The following is a 25,332-nucleotide window of genomic DNA, read 5'->3' as shown; positions in this document are numbered from 1 at the left end:
GCAGCCGGTGTCCGGGCGCCCGGCCGTACGGACCGGGGAGCGTGACCGGGTGCCCGGCGGTGCGGACCGGGGAGCGTGACCGGGTGCCCGGCGGTGCGGACCGGGAAGCGCGTCCGGGCGCCCGGCCGTACACCGCCACGCCACGCGCCGCCTGCCGTGCGCCGCCTGCCGTGCGCCGCGGCACCCGGCTCCTACGGTTGATCGCGGAGCGTCACCGGCCCGCAGGGCCCGCCCCCGTCACACCGGCCGCAGCCAGAGCGTCGCCAGCGGCGGCAGCACCGGCGTGATCGACGCGGGCCGCCCGTGCCACGGCACGGACGCGTCGGGCACCAGCGGCGCGGGGTTGGCCACCCCGCTCCCGCCGTACCGGTCCTCGTCCGTGTTCAGGACCTCCCGCCACGCCGCCACGTCCTCCGGCACCCCGAGCGGGTACGCGTGCCGCACCACCGGCGAGAAGTTGGAGACCGCCAGCAGCGGGGTGCCGTCCGTGCCGTAGCGCAGGAAGGCGAAGACGTTGTCCTCGCTGGCGCCGCCGTCGATCCAGGAGAAGCCCTCCGGCACGGTGTCCTGCTCCCACAGCGCGGGGGTGTCCGTGTAGCGGCGGTTCAGGTCGCGGACCAGGTCCCGTACGCCCCGGTGGTCGGGCTCGGCCGAGTACGACGGGTCCAGCAGCCACCAGTCGGGCCCGTGCCCCTCCGCCCACTCCGCCCCCTGCGCGAACTCCTGCCCCATGAACAGCAGCTGCTTGCCCGGATGCGCCCACATGTACCCCAGGTACGCCCGGTGCGTGGCCCGCTGCTGCCACCAGTCGCCGGGCATCTTCGACACCAGCGACCGCTTGCCGTGCACCACCTCGTCGTGGGAGATCGGCAGCACGTAGTTCTCCGAGTACGCGTACACCATCGAGAACGTCATCTCGTTGTGGTGGTACTTGCGGTGCACCGGCTCCTTGCTCACGTAACCGAGCGAGTCGTGCATCCACCCCATGTTCCACTTCAGCCCGAAGCCCAGCCCGCCGAAACCGCCGGGCCCCACGTGGTGGGTGGCGCGGGTGACGCCGTCCCAGGCGGTCGACTCCTCGGCGACGGTGACGGCGCCGGGGCAGCGCCGGTAGACGGTCGCGTTCATCTCCTGGAGGAAGGCGACGGCGTCCAGGTTCTCCCGCCCGCCGTGCACGTTGGGCGTCCACTCGCCGCTCTCGCGGGAGTAGTCGAGGTAGAGCATGGAGGCGACGGCGTCCACCCGCAGCCCGTCGATGTGGAACTCCTCGCACCAGTACACCGCGTTGGCGACCAGGAAGTTGCGCACCTCGGCGCGGCCGTAGTCGAATTCGAGGGTGCCCCAGTCGGGGTGCGCGGCCCGTGCCGGGTCCTCGTGCTCGTACAGCGACCGCCCGTCGAACTCCGCCAGCGCCCAGTCGTCGCGCGGGAAGTGCGCCGGAACCCAGTCCATCAGCACGCCGATCCCGGCCCGGTGCAGCGCGTCGACCAGGAACTTGAAGTCGTCGGGGGTGCCCATCCGGGCGGTCGGCGCGTAGAAGCCGGTGACCTGGTAGCCCCAGGAGCCGCCGAAGGGGTGCTCGGCGACCGGCATCAGCTCGACGTGGGTGAAGCCCAGGTCCGCGACGTAGGCGGGCAGCTGCTGGGCGAGCTGCCGGTACGTGAGCCCGGGACGCCAGGACGCCAGATGCACCTCGTACACCGAGAACGGCGCCGCGTGCACCGGGCGGGCGGCCCGCCGCTCCATCCACGGGGCGTCCTGCCACCGGTGGTGCGAGGCGTGCACGACCGAGGCGTTGGCGGGCGGGCACTCCGTACGGCGGGCCATCGGGTCCGCGCGCAGCGTCTTCGAGCCGTCCGGCCGGGTGATCTCGAACTTGTACAGCTCGCCCTCGCCCAGCCCCGGCAGGAACAGCTCCCACACGCCGGACGAGCCGAGCGAGCGCATCGGGAAGCCGGTGCCGTCCCAGTAGTTGAAGTTGCCGACGACGCGTACGCCCAGGGCGTTCGGCGCCCAGACGGTGAAGCGGGTGCCGGTCACCTCCTGGTGGACCATCGGCCACGCGCCCATCGCCTGCCACAGCTCCTCGTGGCGGCCCTCGCCGAACAGGTACAGGTCCAGTTCGCCGACGGCGGGCAGGAAGCGGTACGGGTCGTGCACGGTCACGTCGTTGTCGTCGTACGAGACCAGCAGCTCGTACTCGGGGACCGCGGACAGCGGCAGGACACCGCCGAACAGGCCGTCGCCCTCGTCGTGCAGATCGGCGCGCAGGCCCTTGGCGAGGACGGTGACGGCCCGCGCGTACGGACGCAGCACGCGCAGGAGCACCCCGCCGCGCACCGGGTGCGCGCCGAGCAGGCCGTGCGGGTCGTGGTGCGCGCCGGACAGCAGCCGGTCGCGGTCGACGGCGCCGAGCGGCGGCGCGGTCCGCACGCCACGGCTCCCGCCGCTGGGCTCCGGCAGGGGCTCGCCGTGGTCACGCTGGTGCGGCGGCCGCTCGGTGGCCCCGCCCGGGTCACCCGGCCGGCCGGTCTCGCCGGGCGTGGCGTCCCCGCCGGGCCCGGCAGGCTCGTCCCGCGCGGGCAGGAAGGTCGCCGGGACACCGGACCGGCCGGCGGTTGCCTGAGGGGGCCCGCCCCGGACGGCCGTGCCACGGGCGGGCGCGGTTTCTTGCGATGGGCGGCGGGACGACGAACGGGCGGTCACGAGAGGAGCCTCCTCGGCCAGATGTCAGGTGTCAGGGTCTGCTGAGATGTCTGAGGTGCAGGGGCCTGGTGCGCGCCGGGTCCGCGGACGGGGCCGCCGGTGCCGCACCCGCCGGTGCCGGTGCTCCACGGGGCTCCGGGTGGCCCGCTCCCGCCGTTTCATGCGCGCCCATCGGCCACGTCCAGGTCCGGGCCCGCACCGGGGTCGGTGCCGGTGGCCCCCCGGGACGCCTGCGCCCCGGCGAGCCGCCGCACCGCGGCCATCGGTACGGGCAGCCAGTTCGGCCGGTGACGGGCCTCGTACAGCACTTCGTAGACGGCCTTGTCGGTCTCGTACGCCCGCATCAGTTCGGGCGCCGAGCGCGGGTCGAGCCCCCCGGCCTCCGCGTAGCCGAGGCAGTAGGCCGCGCGGGTGCGCCGGGCCCACTCCAGCGACCACGGGTCGCCGCCCGAAGGGCCGCTGCGTGCCGCGTAGTCGAAGGAGCGCAGCATGGCCGCCACATCGCGCACCGCGGGCTGCGGGCGCCGCCGTTCGGCCAGCGGCCGGGACGGCTCGCCCTCGAAGTCGATCAGCGACCAGCGGCCCTCGTCGGCGGACCGCAGCGTCTGGCCCAGGTGCAGGTCGCCGTGGATGCGCTGGGCGGACCAGGCGCGGCCGTCGTGCCCCAGCGCCGCGAGTTCGTCGAAGGCGGTGCGCAGGCGGGAGCAGTACGGACGCAGGGCGGGCACCACGCGCGCGGTGGCGACCAGCCGCTCGTTCATCTGCGTCGCGATGGCGTCCAGCTGGGGGCGGCGCAGTTCGGTGGTGGGCAGCGTCTCGGCCAGCGCGGTGTGCACCTCGGCGGTGGCGTGCCCCAGGGCCCGCGCCGAGCTGGTGAAGTCGGCCTGTACCGCGAGCGCGTTGAGGGCGAGCTGCCATCCGTCGGCGGAGCCGCTCAGGAAGGGCTGGAGCACGCCCAGCGTCACCGGCTCGCCCTCGCCCGCCTCCGGGTCGGTCTCGAACCACGCGGCGGGCGGCGGGACCCGCCCGCACTTGGCGCGGGCCAGCGCCAGCGGCAGTTCCAGGTCCGGGTTGAGGCCGGGGGCGGTACGCCGGAACACCTTCAGGATGTACGAATCGCCGTAGATCACCGAGGAGTTGGTCTGCTCGGCGGTGACCGGCCGGGCGGGCATCCCGGAGGAGATGGTGCTGTCGGCCACCCGGCAGAACCGCAGCCCGCCGAGCCGGCCGGGCACCCGCAGCCGTTCCAGCAGGAGGGCGCACAGCCGGTTGTCCAGCAGGGCGTCGTAGACGGTACGGCCGTGCAGGGGGCCGCCGCCGGGGCGGCCGATCACGGCGGGGGCGAGCTGCGGCGGCAGTGCGCTGTGCACGCCGAGCAGGAGTTGGTAGCAGTCCGCGGTGGCCGCCGGGCTCCCGGGCGGCGCGGCGGCCTGGTCGGCCGGGTTCTCCGGTGGCGCCGGGTGCGGGGGCCCGGCGGGAGCCGCCGACTGCTGCGCCCGTACGAGCAGATGCAGCAGCCCCGGTGTGGCGCCACCCGCCGCGCACGGCAGCAACTCGGTCGCCGACACCAGCTGGAACCCCGTGATCGGCCGCCCTTTGCCGGCGAACCACCGCTGTCGCGGCAGCCATTCGCTCAGCAGGGGGACGAGTGAGGACAACAGCGCGGGCGCGGTGATCGAGAGGCGGTCGTGCGTACTGCGGATGGCACGGGTCGAGGCGGTCTCCGACATGACGTCGCGTCCTTTCCCCGGGCACACGACAGATAGGGCAAAGTGTCCCGGAATGCGGCCTTGACTGTGCGGCGGTGCGGGACGTGTCGGGTGAGGATCGTCCGTACGGCAGCGGCGTCCGTGGGGATTACCCCTGACGCCGGGGTTTCGGCGCTGGCTCACCCGGCCCGTGCGGTAGTAGGGAGACTGCCCGTGGGGGCGGTCGGAAAACGCCCGTACCCGCTTCGCGGGGGGATACGGGCGGCGGTTTTCCGCCGCCCTGCACGTGCGTCGGTACGGTCCCTAGACCGCCCCCCTCCGCAGCCGGAACCAATAGAACCCGTGACCCGCCAGGGTCAGCAGATAGGGCCATTCGCCGATGGGCGGGAAACGGACGCCGCCGATCAGCTCCACCGGATGCCGCCCGTTGAATGTCCGCAGATCCAGTTCGGTGGGCTGCGCGAAACGCGAGAAATTGTGCACGCACAGCACCAGGTCGTCCTGGTATTCCCGCAGGAAGGCCAGCACCGCGGGGTTGGACGAAGGAAGTTCGGTGTAGGTGCCGAGACCGAAGGCCGGGTTCTGCTTGCGGATCTCGATCATGCGCCGGGTCCAGTGGAGCAGCGACGACGGCGAGGACATCGACGCCTCGACGTTGGTGACCTGATAGCCGTAGACCGGGTCCATGATGGCCGGCAGGAAGAGCCGGCCGGGGTCGCAGGAGGAGAAACCGGCGTTCCGGTCGGGGGTCCACTGCATCGGTGTGCGGACCGCGTCCCGGTCGCCGAGCCAGATGTTGTCGCCCATGCCGATCTCGTCGCCATAATACAGGATGGGCGAGCCGGGCAGCGACAGCAGCAGCGCGGTGAAGAGTTCGATCTGGTTGCGGTCGTTGTCCAGCAGGGTGGCCAGCCGGCGGCGGATGCCGATATTGGCCCGCATGCGCGGGTCCTTGGCATATTCCGCGTACATATAGTCGCGCTCTTCGTCCGTGACCATTTCGAGCGTCAGCTCGTCGTGGTTGCGCAGGAAGATGCCCCACTGGCAGTTGGCCGGAATCGCGGGGGTCTTGGCCAGGATTTCCGAGACCGGATAGCGCGATTCCCTCCGTACCGCCATGAAGATGCGCGGCATGACCGGGAAATGGAACGCCATGTGGCATTCGTCCCCGCCCTTGGAGTAGTCACCGAAATAGTCGACGACGTCCTCCGGCCACTGGTTGGCCTCGGCCAGCAGCACCGTGTCCGGGTAATGCGCGTCGATCTCCGCCCGTACGTGCTTGAGGAAGGCGTGCGAGGCGGGCAGGTTCTCGCAGTTGGTGCCCTCCTCGGCGTACAGGTACGGCACCGCGTCCAGGCGGAACCCGTCGATGCCCAGGTCGAGCCAGAAGCGCAGGGCGGAGAGCATCTCCTCCTGGACGGCCGGGTTCTCGTAGTTCAGGTCCGGCTGGTGGGAGAAGAAGCGGTGCCAGAAGTACTGCTTGCGCACCGGGTCGAAGGTCCAGTTCGAGGCCTCGGTGTCGACGAAGATGATCCGCGCGTCCTGGTACTGCTTGTCGTCGTCGGCCCAGACGTAGTAATCGCCGTAGGGGCCGTCCGGGTCGGTGCGGGACTCCTGGAACCACGGGTGCTGGTCGCTGGTGTGGTTCATGACGAAGTCGATGATCACACGCATGCCGCGCTGGTGCGCGGCGTCCACGAACTCCACGAAGTCGGCCAGGTCGCCGAATTCCGGGAGTACGGCGGTGTAGTCCGAGACGTCGTAACCGCCGTCCCGCAGCGGCGACTTGAAGAACGGCGGCAGCCACAGGCAGTCCACGCCCAGCCACTGGAGATAGTCCAGTTTGGCCGTGATGCCCTTGAGGTCGCCGATGCCGTCGCCGTTGCTGTCCTGGAAGGAACGCACCAGGACCTCGTAGAAGACGGCCCGTTTGAACCAGTCGGGATCGCGGTCCTTGGCCGGCGTGTCCTCGAACTTGTCCGGGACGGGCTCGTTGACGATCAATTGGGTGACCCTCCGATCGGTGAGGACGGTCGCACGGAGAACAGGTGCGCGGGCGCCGGTGAACGTCCCGGCTCCAGGCGCACATAGTTGTCCCTGCCCCAGTGGTAGGTCTCGCCGGTGAGCTCGTCGCGCACCGGGACGGAATCGTGCCAATCGAGGCCGAGTTCCGGCATGTCCAACGACACCGTCGCCTCGTGGGTGTGGTGCGGGTCGAGGTTGACGACGGTGAGCACCGTGTCGGCCCCGGCGCCGTTCCCGGCCCGTTTGGAATAGGCGAGGACGGCGTCGTCGTCGACGGTGTGGAAATGGAGGTTGCGCAGCTGTTGGAGTGCCGGGTGGCGGCGTCGCAAGCGGTTCAGAGCGGTGATGAGAGGTGCGATCGTACGTCCCTGGCGCCCCGCTGTCTCCCAGTCCCGGGGCCTGAGTTGGTACTTTTCGGAATCCCGGTACTCCTCGCTGCCACTTCGCGCCGGTGTCGACTCGCACAGCTCGAATCCGGCGTAGACACCCCACGCAGGGGAGAGGGTGGCGGCCAGTACGGCCCGTACCTCGAACGCGGGCCGTCCGCCGTGCTGCAGATAGGCGTGGAGGATGTCCGGCGTATTGACGAAAAAATTCGGCCGCATGTACGAGGCTGTTTCACGCGACAGCTCGGTGAGGTACTCGGTCAGCTCGTGCTTGGAGTTGCGCCAGGTGAAGTAGGTGTAGGACTGCTGGAACCCGATCCGCGCCAGCGTGCGCATCATGGCCGGTCGGGTGAACGCCTCGGCCAGGAAGATGACGTCCGGATCCGTGCGATTGACGTCCGCGATGACCTTCTCCCAGAAGAGCACCGGCTTGGTGTGCGGGTTGTCGACACGGAAGATGCGCACCCCGCGCTCCATCCAGAAGCGCAGCAGCCGCTCCGTCTCCCGCACCAGGCCGTTGAGGTCGGTGTCGAACGCGAGCGGGTAGATGTCCTGGTACTTCTTCGGCGGGTTCTCGGCGTAGGCGATGGAGCCGTCCGCGCGGTGGTGGAACCACTCGGGGTGCTCGGTGACCCACGGGTGGTCCGGCGAGCACTGGAGGGCGAAGTCCAGCGCCACTTCCATGCGCAGGTCGCGCGCCGTGCGGACGAAGTGTTCGAAGTCCTCGAAGGTGCCGAGGTCCGGGTGCAGCGCGTCGTGCCCGCCCTCGGGCGAACCGATGGCCCACGGCGACCCCACGTCGTGCGGGCCCGCGGAGAGCGCGTTGTTGGGGCCCTTGCGGTAGGAGGTGCCGATGGGGTGCACGGGCGGCAGATAGACGACGTCGAAGCCCATGGCCGCGACCGCCGGCAGCCGCTCGGCGGCCGTCCGGAACGTGCCGCCGACCGGCGCCGCGTCCGTCCGTACGACCGCGCCTTCCGAGCGCGGGAACAGCTCGTACCACGACCCGAACAGAGCGCGGCGGCGCTCGACCAGCAGCGGCACCGTCTGCGAGGCCGTGACCAGCTCGCGCAGCGGGTGCCGGGCGAGCGCGCCGGTGACCTCGGGAGTGAGCGCGGCGGCGAGCCGGGTGGCGGCGGGCAGCCCCGGGTCCCGCAGGGCGTCCGCCGCGGCCAGCACCGCTTCCCGGCCATCTCTCTTGGGCACCCCCTCGGCGGCGCGCTCGTGCAGGGCGGCGCCCTCGGCGAGGACGAGTTCGGTGTCGATGCCGGCCGGGATCTTGATGCCGGCGTGGTGGCGCCAGGTGCCGACCGGATCGGACCAGCCCTCCACGCCGTACGTCCAGCGGCCCTCCACGTCCGGGGTGACCTCGGCGCCCCAGCGGTCCGTGCCGGGCGCCAGTTCGCGCATGGGCGTCCAGGGCCCCGGCCGGCCCAGGGGATCGCGCAGGACGACATTGGCGGCGACCGCGTCGTGGCCCTCGCGGAAGACGGTCGCGGAGATCTCGAAGGTCTCGCCGGTCACCGCTTTCGCCGGGCGACGGCCGCAGTCGATCAGCGGGTGGAGGTCCAGCACGGGGATGCGGCCGATCATGGGGTCACCTGAAGGTTGGGAGGTGCTACCGGATTCTGTCCTTTCTATCGTTTTTGTGACGGATGGACGGGCTGCGGGCATGGGCTCTCCTGTCCGCTTTCACTCGGTTGGCGGATGGGGGCGGTGCGGGAAGCCGTGCGGCGCGGTGGGGCGCAAGAGCGGTACCGCACAAGCCTTCCCGCGGCGCACGGGCGGGCAATCCGGCCGTCCGCGCACTACCGGCACGTAACCGCGGAACGGAATATGACCGGGGCTCCGGCCACGCCCGGCGGTGGTACGGGCGCCCGCGGACGCCTCGCCCCACCTCGCTCGCACGCGGCGCGCGCCGGTGTCACCCGGACCTCACCAGCGGGGTCTGACCTGCAATAACGCGGTCGGCGAACCGGGGCCCGCCGCCGTGATCCGATGCCTGGCCGCTGCGCCGGCCAGGGCGCTTCGCACCTCCTTCGGCCCGGCCCGGCGGTGGGACGACAGATAGAGCGCAGCCGCGCCGGCTGCGTGCGGAGCGGCCATGGACGTGCCGGAGAGGGTCCGCTTCGCAGTGTCTCCCGAGTTCCACGCGGACGTGATGCCCACACCCGGTGCGAACAGGTCGAGTTGCGCACCCCAGTTGGAGAACGCCGCGCGGCGGTCCCGGGCGTCGCTCGCCCCGACCGTCACCGCCTCGCGCACCCGGCCCGGCGAGGACGTCTGCCCGCTCCGTCCGCCGTTTCCGGCCGCGACCGTGAAGGTGACACCGGCCGCGACGGCGTTCCGTACCGCCTGGTCGAGCTGCGGGCTGGGCGGGCTGCCCAGGCTGAGGTTGGCGACCGCCGGGCGCCGCGCGTGCCGGGCGACCCAGTCGATACCGGCGATGACCTGCGCGGTACTGCCGGTGCCGGTGCTGTCCAGGACGCGCACGCCGACGACGCGGGCCCGCTTGGCGACGCCGTGGCGGGTCCCGGCGACCGTGGCGGCGACGTGTGTGCCGTGACCGTTGGCGTCGTCGGCGTCCGCGTCGCCGCCCACGAAGTCCCAGCCGCTGCGGGCCCGCCCGCCGAAGTCCCGGTGGGTGGTGCGGATGCCGGTGTCGATCACGTACACCGTCACCCCCGCGCCGCCCGACGGCGGCGCGGCATAGGCCCGGTCCAGCGGCAGGTTCGCGCGGTCGAGGCGGTCCAGGCCCCAGGAGGGCGGACGGTGCTGCGTACGGGCGAGCGAGACGGTGCGGTTCCTGGTCACGGACGCCACCGCGGGGTCCGCGGCCAGCCGCTCCGCCTGCGCCCCGGTCGCGCGGACGGCGAAGCCGTTGACCACCGTGCGGTACGTGTGGCTGACCCGCGCCCCGTACCGCGCCGCCAGCGCCCGGCCCGCCGCGGACGACGCGCGGATCTCTCCGGGGCCCGGCGTGAGGGTGACGATGTAGCTGCTGCGGGCCGTGCCGGCGGCGGTCTGGGGTCTTCCCGTGGCCGGAGCGGCGTGCGCGGGCAGGGCGACGGCGGTGAGCGCGGCTGCCGCGGCGGCTGCCAGGGTGACCGCGGCCGGGCCACCGCGGCCGGTTCGTATGGGTGACATGCGTCCCGTTCCCCTCCTCCAACTCATACGGGAGCCGCCGGAGTTGCGGGTGGGAAGCCGGGGAGCGCACCCGTCCCGGCGGCGCCACACGGCAGCCTTCCGCCCGGCGCGGGCCCGTACAAGAGTGCACGCGGGTGGGGAACCGGCCATATCGGCCGAAGGGGCGAGCGAGGGGCCGGGGGCGGTCCGGGCCCCGGTCGCCGTGCTGTGCCCCGCCGCGCCTCCGGCTCCCCGGAAGGCGCCCTCCGGGGGTCCGGCTCGGCCGAACGGGTGACGGGTCAAGAGCCGTGCCGGTCATGGCAGTTGGCGCCCGGATCCGACCGGATTCCGGGGTACCGGGCGAGTCGGGCGGGGGTGCGCCGCTACCGTCGTAGCGTGAAGGCCATTCGTCGGTTCACCGTGCGCCCCGTCCTCCCGGAACCCCTGCGACCGCTCAGCGACCTGGCGCGCAATCTGCGCTGGTCCTGGCACCCCGAGACCCGCGAACTGTTCCACGCCATAGCCCCCGCCGGCCGGCGCCGGGCGGGGCTGGACCCCGTACGGCTGCTGAGCACCGTCTCCGCCGAGCGGCTCGCGGAGCTCGCCGGGGACCGCAGGTTCCTGCGCCGGCTCGGCGCGGCCGCCGACGACCTGCAGGACTACCTCACCGGGCAGCGCTGGTACCAGGGCGCGCAGCAGGGCGGCCGGGACGGCCGGCTGCCCGACGCCGTCGCCTACTTCTCGCCCGAGTTCGGCATCACCGCCGCGCTGCCCCAGTATTCGGGCGGCCTCGGCATCCTCGCGGGGGACCACCTCAAGGCGGCCAGCGACCTCGGCGTACCGCTGATCGGGGTCGGCCTGCTCTACCGGCACGGCTACTTCCGCCAGTCGCTCTCCCGCGAGGGCTGGCAGCAGGAGCACTATCCGGTGCTGGACCCCAACGAACTGCCGCTGGACCTGCTGCGGGAGGCCGACGGGACACCCGCGCAGGTCGCCCTGGCACTGCCCGGCGGGCGGCAGCTGCGCTCGTCCGTCTGGGTGGCGAGGGTCGGCCGCGTACCGCTGCTGCTGCTGGACTCCGACGTGGAGGAGAACGGGCCGGGCGAGCGGGACGTGACCGACCGGCTCTACGGCGGCGGCAGCGAGCACCGCCTGCTTCAGGAGATGCTGCTGGGCATCGGCGGGGTGCGGGCCGTACGGACGTACTGCCGGCTCACCGGCCACGCCGCGCCCGAGGTGTTTCACACGAACGAGGGACACGCGGGATTCCTCGGCCTGGAACGCATCCGGGAGCTGGCGGACGCCGGCCGCGAGGGCGGCCCCGGCGAGGCCGGCGGGCCGGTCGGGCTGGATTTCGACGGTGCCCTGGAGACCGTACGCGCCGGAACGGTCTTCACCACCCACACCCCGGTCCCCGCGGGCATCGACCGCTTCGACCGCGAACTGGTCGCCCGGCACTTCGGCGAGGCGGCGGAACTGCCCGGCATCGACGTCGAGCGGATCCTCGCACTCGGCCTGGAGACCTACCCCGGCGGCGAACCCAACTGCTTCAACATGGCCGTGATGGGGCTGCGGCTGGCCCAGCGCGCCAACGGCGTCTCCACCCTGCACGGCCGCGTCAGCCGGGAGATGTTCGCCGGACTGTGGCCCGGCTTCGACCCGGAGGACGTACCGATCACGTCGGTGACCAACGGGGTCCACGCGCCCACCTGGGTGGCGCCCGAGGTCTTCCGGCTGGGCGCGCGCCAGATCGGCGCCGGGCGCACCGAGGACGCGCTGTCCGTCGGCGACTCGCGCCGCTGGTCGGCGGTGGCCGACATCCCGGACGCGGACGTCTGGGACCTGCGGCGGGTGCTGCGCGAACAGCTCGTCGAGGAGGTACGGCGGCGGCTGCACGTCTCCTGGCGGCAGCGCGGCGCCGGGGCCGCCGAACTGGGCTGGATCGACGGTGTCCTGGATCCGGACGTCCTGACCATCGGGTTCGCCCGCCGGGTGCCCTCCTACAAGCGGCTCACCCTGATGCTGCGCGACCGCGACCGCCTGATGGACCTGCTGCTGCACCACGAACGGCCCCTCCAGATCGTGGTGGCGGGCAAGGCCCACCCCGCCGACGACGGCGGCAAGCGCCTCGTACAGGAACTGGTCCGCTTCGCCGACGACCCGCGCGTACGCCAGCGGCTGGTCTTCCTGCCCGACTACGGCATGGCCATGGCGCAGAAGCTCTACCCCGGCTGCGACGTCTGGCTGAACAACCCGCTGCGCCCGCTGGAGGCGTGCGGCACCTCCGGCATGAAGGCGGCGCTCAACGGCTGCCTGAACCTGTCCGTCCTCGACGGCTGGTGGGACGAGTGGTACGAACCGGACTTCGGCTGGTCCATCCCGACCGCCGACGGCCACGCCACCGACGAGAACCGGCGCGACGAGCTGGAGGCCAACGCCCTGTACGAGCTGCTGGAACAGCGGGTCGCGCCGCGCTTCTACGACCGCGACGAGAGCGGCGTCCCGCAGCGCTGGGTCGAGATGGTCCGGCAGACGCTGGTCAACCTGGGGCCGAAGGTGCTGGCGGGCCGCATGGTGCGGGAGTACGTGGAGCGGCTGTACGCGCCCGCCGCCCGCTCCCAGCGTGCGCTGACCCCGCAGACCGCGACCGAGCTGGCGGTGTGGAAGACCCGGGTGCGGGCCGCGTGGCCGCGCGTCGCGGTGGACCACGTCGAGACCGGGGCCCCGGTGGTGGACCGCGCGGAGCCCGTCGGCGTGCCGGGCGCCCCGCCCAACGGCAGCGCCGAACTGGGCGCCACGCTGGCGCTGCGGGTCCGCGTCGGCCTCGGTGACCTCGCCCCGGACGACGTGGAGGTCCAGGTCGTCTCGGGCCGGGTCGACGAGTCGGACCGGATCACCGACGCGGCGACCGTGCCGCTCAAGCCGACCGGCGGCCCGGACCTGGAGGGCCGCTGGCTCTACGAGGGCCCGCTCGCCCTGGACCGTACGGGCTCCTTCGGCTACACGGTGCGCGTCCTGCCCGCTCACCGGCTGCTGGTGTCCGCGTCCGAGATGGGCCTGCTCGCGGTGCCGTCGGAGGCGACGGGGGAGGAGGCCGGGGTGCTGATGCGCTGAGGGCGGGCGCCGCCCGTACCCGGCCGGGGCTCCGCACGGACGCCGTGCGGAGCCCCGGCCGGGCCGTTCAGCGGGACCGCAGGAAGTGGACCTGGCGGGGCCTGACCTCCAGGTCGCTCAGACCCTCGGGCGTCGCGCCCAGCTCGCGGGCGACCTCGGCCGCCGCGCGGAAGGTCTCCTCGGACTCGTAGGCGCCGGTGGTGACGACGGCTTCGCCGTCCGGGGTGACCCAGACCCCGACGGACAGGAAGCCCGGCTGCGACCGCGCCGCTTCGGCGACCTGGTGGCACTGGCCGACGAACTCCTCGACGTGCTCGGGGGCCGGGTAGTGGAAGGCGACGAAACCGAATGCCATGGCGGTATCCCCTCTCGGGCGAACGGTGCCGTACGAGCCGAAGCTAGACCGGCCGCACGGCTCCGTACAGCCGTCCGCGGTGCGCTACGGGCGGAATCAGCCCGCGCGGACCACCGGCTGGTCCGCCGCCGGGCGCGGTGCCCGGAACGTGCGCCGGTACGTCTGCGGCGAGACGCCGATGGCGGCGTGCAGATGCTGGCGCAGGGACGCGCCCCCGGCGAAGCCGACCTGTCCGGCGATCAGGTCGACCGGCAGGTCGCTGGTCTCCAGCAGCTGGCGGGCGCGCAGCAGGCGCTGCTGGATGAGCCACCGCCCGGGGCTGACACCGGTCTCGTCGCGGAAGCGGCGGTTGAAGGTGCGCAGGCTCATCCCGGCGTGCCGGGCCAGCCGGGCCAGCGTCAGCGGCTCGTCCAGGTGCTCCAGGGCCCACTGCTGGGTGGCCGCCGTGCCGGTCGCGGTCGGCGCGGGCACCGGCTGCTCGACGTACTGCGCCTGGCCGCCGTCGCGGAACGGCGGCATGACGCAGGCGCGGGCCGCGTGGTTGGCGACCGCGCCGCCGTGGTCGGCGCGCACGATGTGCAGGCAGACGTCGATGCCGGACGCGGCGCCGGACGAGGTCAGGACGTCACCGTCGTCGACGAAGAGCACGTCGGGGGTGAGCCGGACCTCCGGGAAGCGCCGGCGGAAGTCGTCGGTGAGCTGCCAGTGGGTGGTGGCCGGGCGGCCGTCCAGCAGCCCGGCGGCGGCCAGGACGTACGCGCCGGTGCAGATGGACACCAGGCGGGTACCGGGCCGGACCGTCGCCAGCGCGGCCCGCACCGGCTCGGACAGCTCGGTGGGGACGCGGCCCGGGGCGATGGACGGGATCACCACGGTGCCGGCGGTGCGCAGGATCTCGGGGCCGTGCTCCACCACGATCGAGAAGTCGGCGCCGCTGCGCACCGGGCGCCCGTCGGCCGAGCAGGTCAGTACCTCGTACCGGCCGTCGGCGGCATGGAACACCCGGGCGGGGATGCCGAGTTCGAAGGGGTAGACGCCGTCCAGGGCCAGGACCGCCACACGATGAGGCTGCATGGCACGATTCTATCGGATGATGGCCATCGTGCCATTGTCGTGGCTCCCGCGGCCGATGATGCTGGACGGCATGAGCGAAAACACCATGCGTGCCATCAGCCAGGACGTCACCGGCGGCCCCGAGGTCCTGAAGGAGACCGAACTCCCGCGGCCCGAGCCGGGCGTCGGCCAGATTTTGATCGCGGTCCGTGCCGCCGGGGTCAACCCCACCGACTGGAAGCACCGCGCGGACGGCCTGTTCGTCAGGACGCTGCCCCGCGTCCTGGGCTGGGACGTGTCCGGCGTCGTGGCGGCGGTCGGCATGGGCGTCACCCTGTTCGAGCCGGGCGACGAGGTCTTCGGCATGGTCCCGTACCCGTACGGCGTCGGTACCCACGCCGAGTACGTCACCGGCCCCGCGCGGGCCTTCGTGCACAAGCCCGCCGCCCTCGACCACGTCCAGGCGGGCGCCCTGCCGCTGGCCGCGCTCACCGCCTACCAGGCCCTGGTGGACACCGCGGACGTACAGCCCGGACAGCGCGTCCTGATCCACGCGGCGGCGGGCGGCGTCGGCCACCTCGCCGTACAGATCGCCAAGGCCAGGGGCGCCCATGTGATCGGCACGGCCAGCGCCGCCAAGCACGGCTTCCTGCGCTCCCTCGGCGCCGACGAGGTGATCGACTACCGGGAGACCGACTTCACCGAGGCCGCCGGCCCGGTCGACGTCGTCCTGGACACCATCGGCGGCGACACCCTCACCCGTTCGCTGGACGTGGTGCGCGAGGGCGGAACCGTCGTCTCCATCCTCGCCCGCAGCGCCCCTGAGGACGCCGCGAAGGCCGCCGAGCGAGGAGCCCGCCTCGCGCTGCTGATCGTCGAGGCCGACCAGGCGGGCATGCGCGAGATCGCCGCCCTCGCCGGGTCCGGCGCGCTGCGCGCGCACATCGCCGCGACGTTCCCGCTGGAGCAGGCCGCGAAGGCGCACGCGATGGGCGAGAGCGGCCGTACGCAGGGGAAGATCGTCCTTGAGGTGAAGTGACGGCCCGGCCTCGCGCGGGACGGCCGACGGGCCCGGGTCACCCGGACGGCGGCCGGTCCCGCCGGTGCACCAGCCCCTTCGACGCCAGCCGGCCGTCCGCGAAGCACAGCTCGTAGGCCACGTCGTCGGCGTACGCGCGGAAGGTGTAGTAACGGCACGTGTGACCGGGCGGCGGCGCGGGCGTGCCGTCCGGCGGTACGTCCAGGGAGAAGAACGGCAGCCGCGACTCCACCGCCGCCCGCCCTTCGCCGACGCGCAGCGCGTCGTACGTGCCCCGGTCCAGCACCGACCAGGACGGGCTGATCAGCGCGAAGACGCCCATGAGCAGCAGCAGTCCGGTGAACAGTGCCGCCGGTACGGCCACCGTCTGCACCAGCCGACGGCGTACCCGGCGCCGCGCGGACGCCAGCTCCCGCTGCGACAGGCTCCACTGCGCACCGTCGCCGGGGCCGCGTACCGGCGCTCCGTCCGTCGTCGGCAGCCGCGCCGCCACCTCGAATCCGCCGCCGGGCGTCGGCCCGGCCCGCAGTTCGCCGCCCGCGAGCCGCACCCGTTCGTCCAGCCCCACCAGCCCGTTGCCGCCCGACACCAGGACGGGTACGGACGCCGCGCCCGGCCTCGGACCGCCGGGCGGCGGCGCGCCGTTGGCCACCGTGACGTCCAGCCGCCGGTCGCCGCCGGTGAGCCGTACCTCCACGGGCGCGCCCGGCGCGTGCTTGGTGGCGTTGGTCAGCCCCTCCTGGACCACGCGGTACACCGCACGGCCGCCCATCACCGGCATGGCGTCCGCACCCGTCGCCGCGGCCCCGTCACGCCGCAGCGAGACATCGAGGCCGGAGGACCGGGCGCGTTCGACGAGGGCCTCGACGCTGTCGTCGGCAGGCAGCCGGGACGGCTCCGGCCGGTCGTCGGCGCGCAGCACACCGATGATGTCCCGCAGGTGTTCGGCGGCCGCACCGGCCGCCGCCCGCAGCTCGCCGACCGCCGCCCGCTGGTCGGACGCCAGCCGCGGATCGACCTCCAGCGCTCCGGCCCGCAGGGTGAGCAGCGCCAGTTCGTGGCCGAGCGAGTCGTGCATGTCCCCGGCGATCCGGGCCCGCTCGCGCAGCCGTGTACGGTCGGCGACCGCCTGCTGCTCGTACTCCATCCGCTCGGCGAGCTGCCAGCCGGTACGGACCAGTGCCGCGTACTGGCGGCGGTAGCGGCCCAGCAGCCACGGCAGGACGACGTTGAACAGCAGGGTGAGCACCGCGGTGAACCACGGCCACATGTTGCGGGTGACGACGACACACAGCGGCAGACCGGCGGCCGCGGCACCGGCGAAGAACCAGAGGGAGGCGCGGGCCCGTTCGACCCGTACGCCCGCCAGATAGGCCAGGACGGCCAGCGCGGCGGTGTACTCGAACGTGAACAGGTCGCGGGCCGTCACGAGCGCCAGCCCGACGGGCACGGCGAGCGCCACGAGCGGCCACTTCCGGCGCACCGCCACCGCCGCGCCCAGCAGCGGGATACCGGCCACCGCCGTCCACATCCGCATCTGCGGCACCCCGTCGAACGCGGCGGTGAGCGGGGCGGACAGCGCCAGCCAGAGACAGACGTCCAGCAGCCGGGCCACCCACCTGGGATGTTCGGTGGCGGGCGGCGCGGTCCGCGTCAGACGAGTGAGCATGGCCTCAGCTTCGCCGATCGGGGCCGGTGCGCGCCCCTGACGAAAGTAAGCCGGTTCATCTCCCGCCGACCCAGAACGCACCTCCGGCCGCGCCGGCCACGCTGCTCAGGACGGCGAGCAGCCGGTAGGGCATGTGCTGGACCACTACGTGCACGCCGCCGATCCGCAGTTCCAGAAAGGGGGTTGGCGGCTTCTTCTGCTGCTGGCGTGGTGTCATGAGGCCCTTCGATCGGTCCGGGGTGTTGGGTACAGTCCAAGCTCAGCAGCGGCGTGCGATGTTGCGCCAGCGCGCGCGGAGGCCTTGCGTGAGGCGGGCGCAAGGTGCGGGGTCGGCAACTTCAGGGGTGGCGATGAGCCCAGAACTCGGATCAGGGCGTGCGGGGCGGGGGCCGGACAGGCTCGCCCTGCTGGACAACGTGCCGGAGGGGCCGCGGAGGGTGCTGGTTGCGCGGCTGCGCACCTTGCGTGAGGCGTCCGGCCTGACGCTGGCGCAGCTGACCCAGGGGCTCGCGGAGCAGGACGTCGTGCTCAGCGTGTCGCGGCTGTCGAAGTTCCTCAACGGGCACGAACTCCCCAGCCGCGCCCAGATCGTGGCCCTCCACCAGGTGTGCGACACGGCATCGGAGGCGGCTTGCGCGCAGGAGGCCGTCCGGGCGACCCAGAAGATGCTGTACGCCGTCGTGGACGCCGAGCGGGACAAGAAGCCGCTGCGGGCGCACGAATTCGACGTGGAAGAGGCCCGCGAACAGCAGGAACTGCTGCGCGCCGAGGCCGCGGCCACGCTCGGCACCCTGCGTGCGGAACTGGAGCACGAGCGCGCCTTGCGGTGCAAGGCGGAGGAGGCGCTCCAGCGCCTGGCCGAGCAGGCCGGCGACCACGCGCGGGAGATCGGCGAACTCACCCGGGAACGCGACGCGGCCCGGCTCCGGGTGGCCGAGCTGGAGGACGAGATCGCGCAGGGCGAGGCGGTGGTGCGGCTGCGGCGGTCCGAGGCGCGGCACCTGGACGAGATGGCCGCCGAGACGGCGCGGGAGATCGCCCGGTACGACGGGACGGACCTGCCGCCCACGGCGCCTTCGGCGGCTGCCCTCTCCGTGGCGGACCTCTTCGCCCTCGTCGAGAAACTCCGTGACGAGGACCGCGACGTGGCCGCGGACTCCGCCGTGGACACCTTCTGCGAGCAGTCGCCCGACGGCATCCCCGCTCTGTGGGAGGAGTTCCGCGGGCACAGCCGGAGACTCGACGCCGACCGGCTCCTCGCCGCCGCGGCCCGGATCTGCGGCGGGGTCCGGCTCTACCACCTGTGCCGGACCGGGACGTTCCGCCGTATCGCGTACATCCTCAACACCGAGACCGTCACCGGTGACCGCCTGATCGACTTCATCGGCGACATGGCCCCCGCCGGTGAACTCGCCCGGTTCGTCAAGGCGTGCCACGAACGTGACGACCAGGAGGCCCTGGGCTTCCTTGCCGACGCGTGCCGCAACCGTCCCGAGGAAGCGGTACGGGAGTTCTGCCGTGAACGCGACCTGTGGATGACCGCGTCGCCACCCGGGCGTCCGCGGTCCAGGTGGGCCTTCTGGCGCTGACGCCCGCCCTGCCGCCGCCCGGCTCACACGTCCCGCACCAGCCCCGCCTCGTACGCGAGGATCGCCGCCTGCACCCGGTTCTTCAGCCCCAGCCGGGCCAGGATCGCGCTGACGTACGCCTTGACCGTGCCTTCGACGACGAACAGCCGCCCGGCGATCTCCGCGTTCGACAGCCCGGCGCCCACCAGCGCGAGCACGTCCCGCTCCCGCCCGGTCAGCTCCTCGGTACGCGACCGCGCCGCGGCCGCCTTGCCCAGCGCCGCGCCGCCGAACTGGCTGATGACGCGCCGCGCCACGGACGGCGAGAGGTACGCGCCGCCCTCGGCGGCCGCCCGTACCCCGGTGATCAGCTCGCGCGGGTCGCCGGTCTTCAGCAGGAAGCCGCTGGCGCCGGAGCCCAGGGCCCCGGCCACGTACTCGTCCTCGGAGAAGGTCGTCAGCATCACCACGGCCGTCTCCGGCAGCGCCTGGCGCAGTTCCGCCGCGGCGCCCAGGCCGTCCAGCCGCGGCATCCGGATGTCCAGCAGGCACACGTCGGGCCGGTGCCGCAGCGCCAGGTCCACCGCTTCGCGCCCGTCGGCCGCCTCCGCGACCACCTCGACGCCGGGCGAGGCCGTGAGGATGGCGCGCACCCCGGCCCGGATCATCGCCTCGTCGTCCGCCAGCAGCACCCGGACGGTCGCCCCCGCATCGCTCATACGGGTCACCCTAGCCATCCGTACGGTGCCCGCCCGCCGCCGGGCACATGGAAGGGCGGTGTCCGAAGGGAGGTTGGGAGCCTCCGGACACCGCCCGGTCATGGGGTCACACTGCCCCGGAAGGTTCAGCCGGCCGTCGGGTGCGGCCGGTCGGTACCGTCGTTCACTTGACGGCGACGCCCGTCCACGCCGCCTCGACGCCCTTGACCTCGGCGCCGTCCGCGCCGTACAGGTCGGTGGCCGCCTTCACGGTCGCCTCGCGGGCGCCCTTGTAGTCGGTGTTCGAGGTCATGTACGTGGTCAGGGCCTTGAACCAGATCTTCTCGGCCTTGTCGCGGCCGATGCCCTCGACCTTCTTGCCGTCCGCGGTCGGGCTGTCGTACTTGACGCCGCCGATCTCCTTGGCGCCGCTGCCCTCGGACAGCAGGTAGAAGAAGTGGTTGGCGATGCCGGAGGAGTAGTGCACGTCGACGTTGCCGGCGTCCTCGCTCCAGCTGTCCAGCGACTGGCCGTCCTTGGAGGGCTTGTCCATGTAGCGCAGCGGCTTGCCGTCACCGGCGATGTCGATCTTCTCGCCGATGAGGTAGTCACCGGCGTCCTCCTTGTTCTTGGCGAAGAACTCGACGGCGGTGCCGAAGATGTCCGAGGTGGCCTCGTTCAGACCGCCGGACTCGCCGCTGTAGGTGAGGTTGGCGGTGGCCGAGGTGACGCCGTGGCTCATCTCGTGCGCCGCGACGTCGATCGAGGTGAGCGGCTTCTTGTTGCCCTCGCCGTCGCCGTACGTCATGCAGAAGCAGCTGTCGTCCCAGAACGCGTTCGAGTAGTTCTGGCCGTAGTGGACGCGGGAGGTCGCGCCCTTGCCGTCGCCCTTGATGCCCGAACGGCCGTGCACGTTCTTGTAGTAGTCCCAGGTCAGCTGGGCACCGTAGGCGGCGTCGACGGCGGCGGTCTCGGGGTCGTCGGCCTTGCCGTTGCCCCACTTGTCGTCCTTGTTGGTGAACAGCTTGCCTTCGCCGCTCTCGCTGCCGCTCAGGTTGAACGTCGAGTGGCCGCCGCGGGCGTCGTCGGTCAGCTCGTAGCCGCTGCCGCCCTTCTTCGAGCCGATCTCCACCGAGCCGCTGTAGGCGCTGGTGCCCGCGCCGTTCTCGATCCCCTGGTACTGGAAGATCTTCTTGCCGGTGTCGGCGTCGGTGATGACGTGCAGCTGGTTGGGCGTGCCGTCCTTCTGGAAGCCGCCGACCACGGTGTCGTACGCGAGGACTGGCTTGCCGGAGGCGGCCCAGACGACCTTCTTGGGCGTCACGGCGGCGGCCTGCTTGGCGCCGAAGGACTTCGCGGTGCCCTGGGCGGCCTGCGCGGCGGCCTTCGGGGCGATCTTCGGGGTGGTGGAGGCGACGGCTATCTTCGCGCTGTTGGCCTTGGTGGTGCTCTTGACCGCACCGCCCTTGGCCCGGTGCACGATCAGGTCGCCGCCGAGGACGGGCAGCCCGGCGAAGGTGCGGTCGTAACGGGTGTGGGTGGTGCCGTCGGCGTCCTTGACGACGTCCTTGACGACGAGCTTCTCCTGGGCACCCAGGCCCAGTTCCTTCGCTGCCTGCGCCTTGGCGGCGCTCGCGTCGCGCAGCAGTTCGGCGCGGTGCGAGGCGGTCATCTGTATGGGCGAGGCGGCCGCGGCGCTGGTGGTGTGGGGGCCTGTGGGGGAGGCGCCCGCGGTACCGGCGGTGACGGCGGCGGCGACCAGGGCGCCGGCTGCTGCCAGCGTGGTGCCGGTGATACGTGCCTTACGGGAAATGTGGGGGGACACGCGTGTGCTCCTTCAACTTTGCCAAGGGTGGGGGTGCAAAGCGATGCGGGTGATGCTTGCGGGGGAGACTGCCATTCGAACGCGTGCATGTCAGGAGGGGGCCCAAAAGTTGGCGTGAAATCGTCCGTAGAGCGAACATCACTGTTCGTATAGCGGAGCTGCACGCAAAGAAACGGGCGCCGCCCCTGGTGCGGAGCGACGCCCGATCGGCTGGTCACCTAACCTCCCGGCAGGTCACGGCGGTTGGACCGCGCGTGGCCCGCCGTCACCTCAGAAGGTCAGCTTCCAGCTGTTGATGTAGCCGGTGTCCTGCTGGTAGACGTCCCGCACCCGCAGGTTCCAGGTGCCTTCCGCGGCCTCCGAGGAGGCGTTGACGGTGTACGTCGCCTTGACGTTCGCCGTCGAGTCGGCCGCGTTGGAGTTCTTCAGCCGGTAGGCGGTGCCGTCCGGGGCCACCAGGTCGATCACCAGGTCACCGCGGTAGGTGTGGACGATGTCCACGTCCACCTTCAGGGCGCTCGGCGCGTTGCCCGCCCGGGTCACCTTGATCGGCGAGTTGACCGCGGTGCCCGCGTCCGGGATCTGCACGTCGTCGAGGTTCTCGAAGACGTCGCCGCCGACGGCCGGCTTCACGGTCCAGGTGAAGCTGGCGGTACCGGTCTTGTTGGCGGAGTCGGTGACGGTGACCGTCACGTTGCTGGTGCCCTCGGTGGTCGGGGTGCCCGAGATCAGCCCGGAGTCCTGGTTGATGCTCAGCCCGGCCGGCAGCCCGGTGGCCGCGTACTTCAGCGCGCCCGCGTTGCCGCTGGTCGCCTTGATCTGCAGGCTGGCGGGCTGGCCGACGGTGCTGGTCTGGTTGCCCGGGTTGGTGACGCTGACGCCGGTGTCCGGGACGCGCTGGCCGACGTTGACCGCCGCCCAGGTGTTGGCGACCGTGTTGTACGTGCCGCTGCCCTGGCCGAACAGCTCGGCGGCGGCGGACAGCGTCGCGGTGCGGGCGGCCGCGTAGTTGGTGTTCGCGTTCATGAACTTGGTCAGCGCCGAGAACCAGATCTTCTCGGCGTTGGACCGGCCGATGCCGGGCACCGGCAGGTTGTCGTAGGTCGGGCTGTCGTAGTGGACGCCGTTGATGTCCTTGGGCCCGCTGCCCTCGGACAGCAGGTAGAAGAAGTGGTTGGCGACGCCGGAGGAGTAGTGGACGTCGATGCCGCCGATGCCGGAGTACCAGTAGTCCTTGGAGCGGCCGTCCTTGCTGGGCTTGTCCATGTAGCGCAGCGGCGTGCCGTTGCTGTTGATGTCGACCTTCTCGCCGACCATGTAGTCGCCGACGTCGGTGGGGTTGTCGGCGTTGAACTCGACCGCCGCGGCGAAGATGTCCGAGGTGCCCTCGTTCAGGCCGCCGGGCTCGCCGCTGTAGGTGAGGTTGGCGGTGGCCGAGGTGACGCCGTGGGTCATCTCGTGGGCCGCGACGTCGATGGAGGTCAGCGGCTTGACGTTGCCGCTGCCGTCGCCGTACGTCATGCAGAAGCAGCTGTCCTGCCAGAACGCGTTGACGTAGTTGTTGCCGTAGTGCACCCGGCTGTACGCACCGACACCGTCGCCCCTGATGCCGCTGCGCCCGTGCACGTTCTTGTAGTAGTCCCAGGTCAGCGCCGCGCCGTAGTGCGCGTCCACGCCGGCGGTCTGGGCGTTCTGCGGGGTGCCGTCGCCCCAGACGTCGTCCGTGTCGGAGAACAGCGTCCCGGTGCCGGAGGTGCCGCGGTTGAGGTTGTAGGTCTTGTGGTTTCCGCGGGTGGTGTCGGTCAGCGTGTACGAGGGCGCGGTGCCCAGCGTGACCTTGCCGCTGTACATGCTGTTGCCGGTGCCTTCGTGGACACCCTGGTACGCGTGGAGCTTCTCGCCGGTCGTGGCGTTCGTGATCACGTGCAGCTCGCTGGGCGTGGTGCCGTCCTCCTGGACGCCGCCGACGACCGTCTCGTACGCCAGGACGGGCTTGCCGTCGGCGACCCAGATCACCTTGCGCGGCTCCCGGGCGTCGGACTTCTTCGCCCCCTGCGCCCGCGACGCCGTCAGCGCCTTCTCCTCCGCGGCGGCCGGCGCCAGCTTCGGGGTGGTGGTCGGCACGTCGATCTGGGAGCGGATGTCCTTCGAGACGCCGCGGAACGTGCCGTTGGCCGCCTCGTGGACGACCAGCCCGCCGCCGAGCACCGGCAGCCCCGCGTACGTGCGCTCGTAGCGGGTGTGTGTACTGCCGTTGACGTCCTTGACGACGTCCTTGGCGACCAGCTTCTCCTTGGGGCCGAGCTTGAGCTGCTTCGCCGTTCCGGCGGTGGTGGCCGCGGCCTCCCGCAGCAGCTCCGCGCGCTGTGCCGGGGTCAGCTTGGCGGGCAGCGCGCCCGGATCGGGCTGCGCGTGGACCTGGCCGGGCCGGGGGGCGGCGGCCGTGCCGGCGCCTGCCTGCACGGTCACGGTCAGCATCGCGGCCATGGCGACCACGGCGCCGGTCGCGACGGCGCGCCTATGGGGGGTGCGTCTCACACTGACTCCTTCTGCGGTGGCCGCGACCGGAGGGTGGGCGGCCGAGGGGGACCGGGCGGCGGAGTGACCGTCCGGGCAGAGCGAGGCAGAACACGTGGAACGTGTGGGGGGAGACACCAGGTGCGGGTGGTCCGGGCCTTCGAGCGTCGGGCATCGAGCGTCGGGCATCGAGCGGGCCGTGGGCGCGGAGTGGTGCACTGTGGGGCTCCGCGTAACGGATGCGGGGAAGAGTGCCACCTGAGGGCTGCGATTGTCAGTGGCCGGTCAAGAGTTGGCCGGAAAACGTCCGTAGAGCGGGGGGCCGGGTCCGTATACAGGACGTGACCGTACGTCCATCCCCACCGGCACCCCGCCCCACGGACGGCGCCTCACGCCACGGCGCGCCCCGGCACGTACGCCAGCCCGTGCGCCCCCGGCCGGCCCGGCCCGGTGGCCTCCAGCGTGCCGACCGGACGCAGTGACTCCAGGTCCACCACGGTGACGGAGTTGGACAAGGCGTTGGCCACGTAGGCCAGCGCGCCGTCCGGCGACGAGGTGATCGTCAGCGGGAAGACGCCGACCTCCACCCGGCCGGCCGGCTCGTGCGTCCCGGCCGCATACACGTTCAGCACGCCGTCCGTCTGCCCGTCCGGCGACGAGCCGCCGTCTTCGGCCACCCGCGCCTCACCCGCCAGCACCAGCCCGCCCGCGGTGGTGTGCACCGGCGTCACGACGCCCTCGGTGGGCAGGTTCCGCACGAGCTGCCCGGTCGCCGTATCGATCACCCGCACGCCCGTCCCCCGCGGGGACTCCGCCGTGAAGTCGGCCAAGGGCGCCGCCACGTACAGGTACCGGCCGTCGGGCGAGACGGCCAGACCCTCGCTGCTCGGCACCTCGATGCGGTCGAGGAAGGCCCCGGTCTCCGTGTCGACGACCGAGACGAACGGCGCCTCCTTGTTGACGGCGTAGCCGCGCCGGCCGTCCGGGGCGAGGGCGAACCAGTGCGTCCCGCTGGCCCGGGTGTCGATGCGCCGTACCCGCTTGCGCGTCGCGGTGTCGTACACCACCACCCCGCCCGTGGAGGTGTCGCCGGCCTCCACGGTCACGTACAGCAGGCCGCGCTCCCGGTCGAGCGCCAGGCCGTGCGGAGCGTGCTCCGGGGAGGTGTCGATGATCTCGACGAGCTCCCGCCCGTCCGGGTCGATGACGCAGACCTGGTGGTGGCGGCCGGTGTTCTGGTGGTAGTGGCCCGAGTGATAGGTGATCGTGCAGTACAGCAGGCGCTGCCGCGGGTCGAACAGCAGCTCGTGCGGTTCGCTGGGAACGTCGAGCACCCCCAGCCTCTCGTACGTGGCGACGTCGAAGAACCCGATCGACGCCCCGCTCTGGCCGCCCACCGCCAGCACGTCCCCGGCGCGCCCCCGGCCGCCCCGCTCCGCTGTCCGCCGCCCTGCCGATTCCGGTGTCATGGCCTACTCCATCCGTCGCGCGTGAAGCCGCTCCGCCGCTTCACGCCTGGTTCTGTGAGCAGCCTGCTGCGGA

General features: G+C 72.4%; 16 protein-coding genes. 3 read left to right on the top strand and 13 right to left on the bottom strand.

Annotated elements, in window-relative coordinates; genetic code table 11:
* Window positions 1-237: 237 nt before the first annotated feature.
* The 5 genes from glgB to A6A06_RS00560 form a co-directional block, all read right to left on the bottom strand.
* A complete protein-coding gene (gene glgB / locus A6A06_RS00580) occupies window positions 238-2,706 on the bottom strand; it encodes a 1,4-alpha-glucan branching enzyme (RefSeq protein ID WP_242440507.1) in 2,469 nt (822 codons plus the stop codon).
* Between the two features lie 158 nt (window positions 2,707-2,864).
* Window positions 2,865-4,436 carry a maltokinase N-terminal cap-like domain-containing protein gene (locus A6A06_RS00575; protein WP_073757674.1) on the bottom strand — a complete coding sequence of 524 codons (1,572 nt, stop codon included), beginning with the start codon at window positions 4,434-4,436 and terminating at the stop codon, window positions 2,865-2,867.
* Between the two features lie 282 nt (window positions 4,437-4,718).
* Window positions 4,719-6,419 carry a maltose alpha-D-glucosyltransferase gene (gene treS / locus A6A06_RS00570; RefSeq protein ID WP_073757672.1) on the bottom strand — a complete coding sequence of 567 codons (1,701 nt, stop codon included), beginning with the start codon at window positions 6,417-6,419 and terminating at the stop codon, window positions 4,719-4,721.
* Window positions 6,416-8,419 (bottom strand): alpha-1,4-glucan--maltose-1-phosphate maltosyltransferase, encoded by a 2,004-nt coding sequence (locus A6A06_RS00565; protein ID WP_073757670.1) that lies wholly within the window; start codon window positions 8,417-8,419, stop codon window positions 6,416-6,418. Before A6A06_RS00565 ends, treS begins: the two co-directional genes overlap by 4 nt.
* A gap of 342 nt (window positions 8,420-8,761) precedes the next feature.
* Window positions 8,762-9,973 carry a S8 family peptidase gene (locus tag A6A06_RS00560; RefSeq protein WP_073757668.1) on the bottom strand — a complete coding sequence of 404 codons (1,212 nt, stop codon included), beginning with the start codon at window positions 9,971-9,973 and terminating at the stop codon, window positions 8,762-8,764.
* 375 nt (window positions 9,974-10,348) lie between these two features.
* On the opposite strand from A6A06_RS00560, the gene glgP reads away from it, so the two are divergent.
* On the top strand, window positions 10,349-13,066 hold the full coding sequence (gene glgP / locus A6A06_RS00555) for an alpha-glucan family phosphorylase (protein WP_073757666.1): 2,718 nt from the start codon (window positions 10,349-10,351) through the stop codon (window positions 13,064-13,066).
* Window positions 13,067-13,133: 67 nt separating this feature from the next.
* On the opposite strand, the gene A6A06_RS00550 is transcribed toward glgP, so the two are convergent.
* Both A6A06_RS00550 and A6A06_RS00545 read right to left on the bottom strand, forming a co-directional pair.
* The gene (locus A6A06_RS00550) at window positions 13,134-13,421 is read right to left on the bottom strand and encodes an antibiotic biosynthesis monooxygenase family protein (protein ID WP_073757664.1); all 288 of its coding nucleotides are present in this window, start codon (window positions 13,419-13,421) and stop codon (window positions 13,134-13,136) included.
* Between the two features lie 96 nt (window positions 13,422-13,517).
* A complete protein-coding gene (locus A6A06_RS00545; RefSeq protein WP_073757662.1) occupies window positions 13,518-14,495 on the bottom strand; it encodes a GlxA family transcriptional regulator in 978 nt (325 codons plus the stop codon).
* Between the two features lie 85 nt (window positions 14,496-14,580).
* On the opposite strand from A6A06_RS00545, the gene A6A06_RS00540 reads away from it, so the two are divergent.
* Window positions 14,581-15,513, top strand: coding sequence for an NADP-dependent oxidoreductase (locus A6A06_RS00540; RefSeq protein WP_073759575.1), 933 nt, complete (start codon window positions 14,581-14,583; stop codon window positions 15,511-15,513).
* Window positions 15,514-15,550: 37 nt separating this feature from the next.
* Here A6A06_RS00540 and A6A06_RS00535 read toward each other — a convergent pair whose 3' ends face one another.
* Window positions 15,551-17,182, bottom strand: coding sequence for a sensor histidine kinase (locus tag A6A06_RS00535; protein WP_079193713.1), 1,632 nt, complete (start codon window positions 17,180-17,182; stop codon window positions 15,551-15,553).
* Between the two features lie 55 nt (window positions 17,183-17,237).
* A complete protein-coding gene (locus tag A6A06_RS41320; protein ID WP_199930614.1) occupies window positions 17,238-17,399 on the bottom strand; it encodes a hypothetical protein in 162 nt (53 codons plus the stop codon).
* 133 nt (window positions 17,400-17,532) lie between these two features.
* On the opposite strand from A6A06_RS41320, the gene A6A06_RS00530 reads away from it, so the two are divergent.
* Window positions 17,533-18,771: a helix-turn-helix domain-containing protein gene (locus A6A06_RS00530; RefSeq protein WP_199930613.1), complete on the top strand. Its 1,239-nt coding sequence runs from the start codon at window positions 17,533-17,535 to the stop codon at window positions 18,769-18,771.
* Between the two features lie 23 nt (window positions 18,772-18,794).
* Here the strand turns inward: A6A06_RS00530 and A6A06_RS00525 are convergent, their stop codons facing one another.
* The 4 genes from A6A06_RS00525 to A6A06_RS00510 all read right to left on the bottom strand — a co-directional run bounded on the left by A6A06_RS00525 (window position 18,795) and on the right by A6A06_RS00510 (window position 25,259).
* Window positions 18,795-19,469 carry a response regulator gene (locus A6A06_RS00525; RefSeq protein WP_199930612.1) on the bottom strand — a complete coding sequence of 225 codons (675 nt, stop codon included), beginning with the start codon at window positions 19,467-19,469 and terminating at the stop codon, window positions 18,795-18,797.
* A gap of 163 nt (window positions 19,470-19,632) precedes the next feature.
* The gene (locus tag A6A06_RS00520) at window positions 19,633-21,273 is read right to left on the bottom strand and encodes a M4 family metallopeptidase (protein ID WP_073757652.1); all 1,641 of its coding nucleotides are present in this window, start codon (window positions 21,271-21,273) and stop codon (window positions 19,633-19,635) included.
* Between the two features lie 270 nt (window positions 21,274-21,543).
* Entirely contained in the window at window positions 21,544-23,811 is a 2,268-nt protein-coding gene (locus A6A06_RS00515) for a M4 family metallopeptidase (protein ID WP_073757650.1), read from the bottom strand.
* A 368-nt stretch (window positions 23,812-24,179) separates the two neighbouring features.
* Window positions 24,180-25,259, bottom strand: coding sequence for a surface layer protein (locus A6A06_RS00510; RefSeq protein ID WP_073757648.1), 1,080 nt, complete (start codon window positions 25,257-25,259; stop codon window positions 24,180-24,182).
* Window positions 25,260-25,332: the final 73 nt, after the last annotated feature.

The organism is Streptomyces sp. CB02923, assembly GCF_001905005.1.
In the GTDB taxonomy this organism is placed as follows: Bacteria; Actinomycetota; Actinomycetes; order Streptomycetales; family Streptomycetaceae; genus Streptomyces.
The sequence above is the reverse complement of the archived record's forward strand: the minus strand, read 5'-3'. Positions and strand labels throughout refer to the sequence as shown.

What these genes read in the sequence shown, in the direction of transcription:
- A6A06_RS00575 (WP_073757674.1), bottom strand. Translation starts at nt 4,436, where the DNA reads ATGTCGGAGACCGCCTCGACCCGTGCCATCCGCAGTACGCACGACCGC.
- A6A06_RS00565 (WP_073757670.1), bottom strand. Translation starts at nt 8,419, where the DNA reads ATGATCGGCCGCATCCCCGTGCTGGACCTCCACCCGCTGATCGACTGC.
- A6A06_RS00560 (WP_073757668.1), bottom strand. Translation starts at nt 9,973, where the DNA reads ATGTCACCCATACGAACCGGCCGCGGTGGCCCGGCCGCGGTCACCCTG.
- A6A06_RS00550 (WP_073757664.1), bottom strand. Translation starts at nt 13,421, where the DNA reads ATGGCATTCGGTTTCGTCGCCTTCCACTACCCGGCCCCCGAGCACGTC.
- A6A06_RS00545 (WP_073757662.1), bottom strand. Translation starts at nt 14,495, where the DNA reads ATGCAGCCTCATCGTGTGGCGGTCCTGGCCCTGGACGGCGTCTACCCC.
- A6A06_RS00540 (WP_073759575.1), top strand. Translation starts at nt 14,581, where the DNA reads ATGCGTGCCATCAGCCAGGACGTCACCGGCGGCCCCGAGGTCCTGAAG.
- A6A06_RS00535 (WP_079193713.1), bottom strand. Translation starts at nt 17,182, where the DNA reads ATGCTCACTCGTCTGACGCGGACCGCGCCGCCCGCCACCGAACATCCC.
- A6A06_RS41320 (WP_199930614.1), bottom strand. Translation starts at nt 17,399, where the DNA reads ATGACACCACGCCAGCAGCAGAAGAAGCCGCCAACCCCCTTTCTGGAA.
- A6A06_RS00530 (WP_199930613.1), top strand. Translation starts at nt 17,533, where the DNA reads ATGAGCCCAGAACTCGGATCAGGGCGTGCGGGGCGGGGGCCGGACAGG.
- A6A06_RS00525 (WP_199930612.1), bottom strand. Translation starts at nt 19,469, where the DNA reads ATGAGCGATGCGGGGGCGACCGTCCGGGTGCTGCTGGCGGACGACGAG.
- A6A06_RS00510 (WP_073757648.1), bottom strand. Translation starts at nt 25,259, where the DNA reads ATGACACCGGAATCGGCAGGGCGGCGGACAGCGGAGCGGGGCGGCCGG.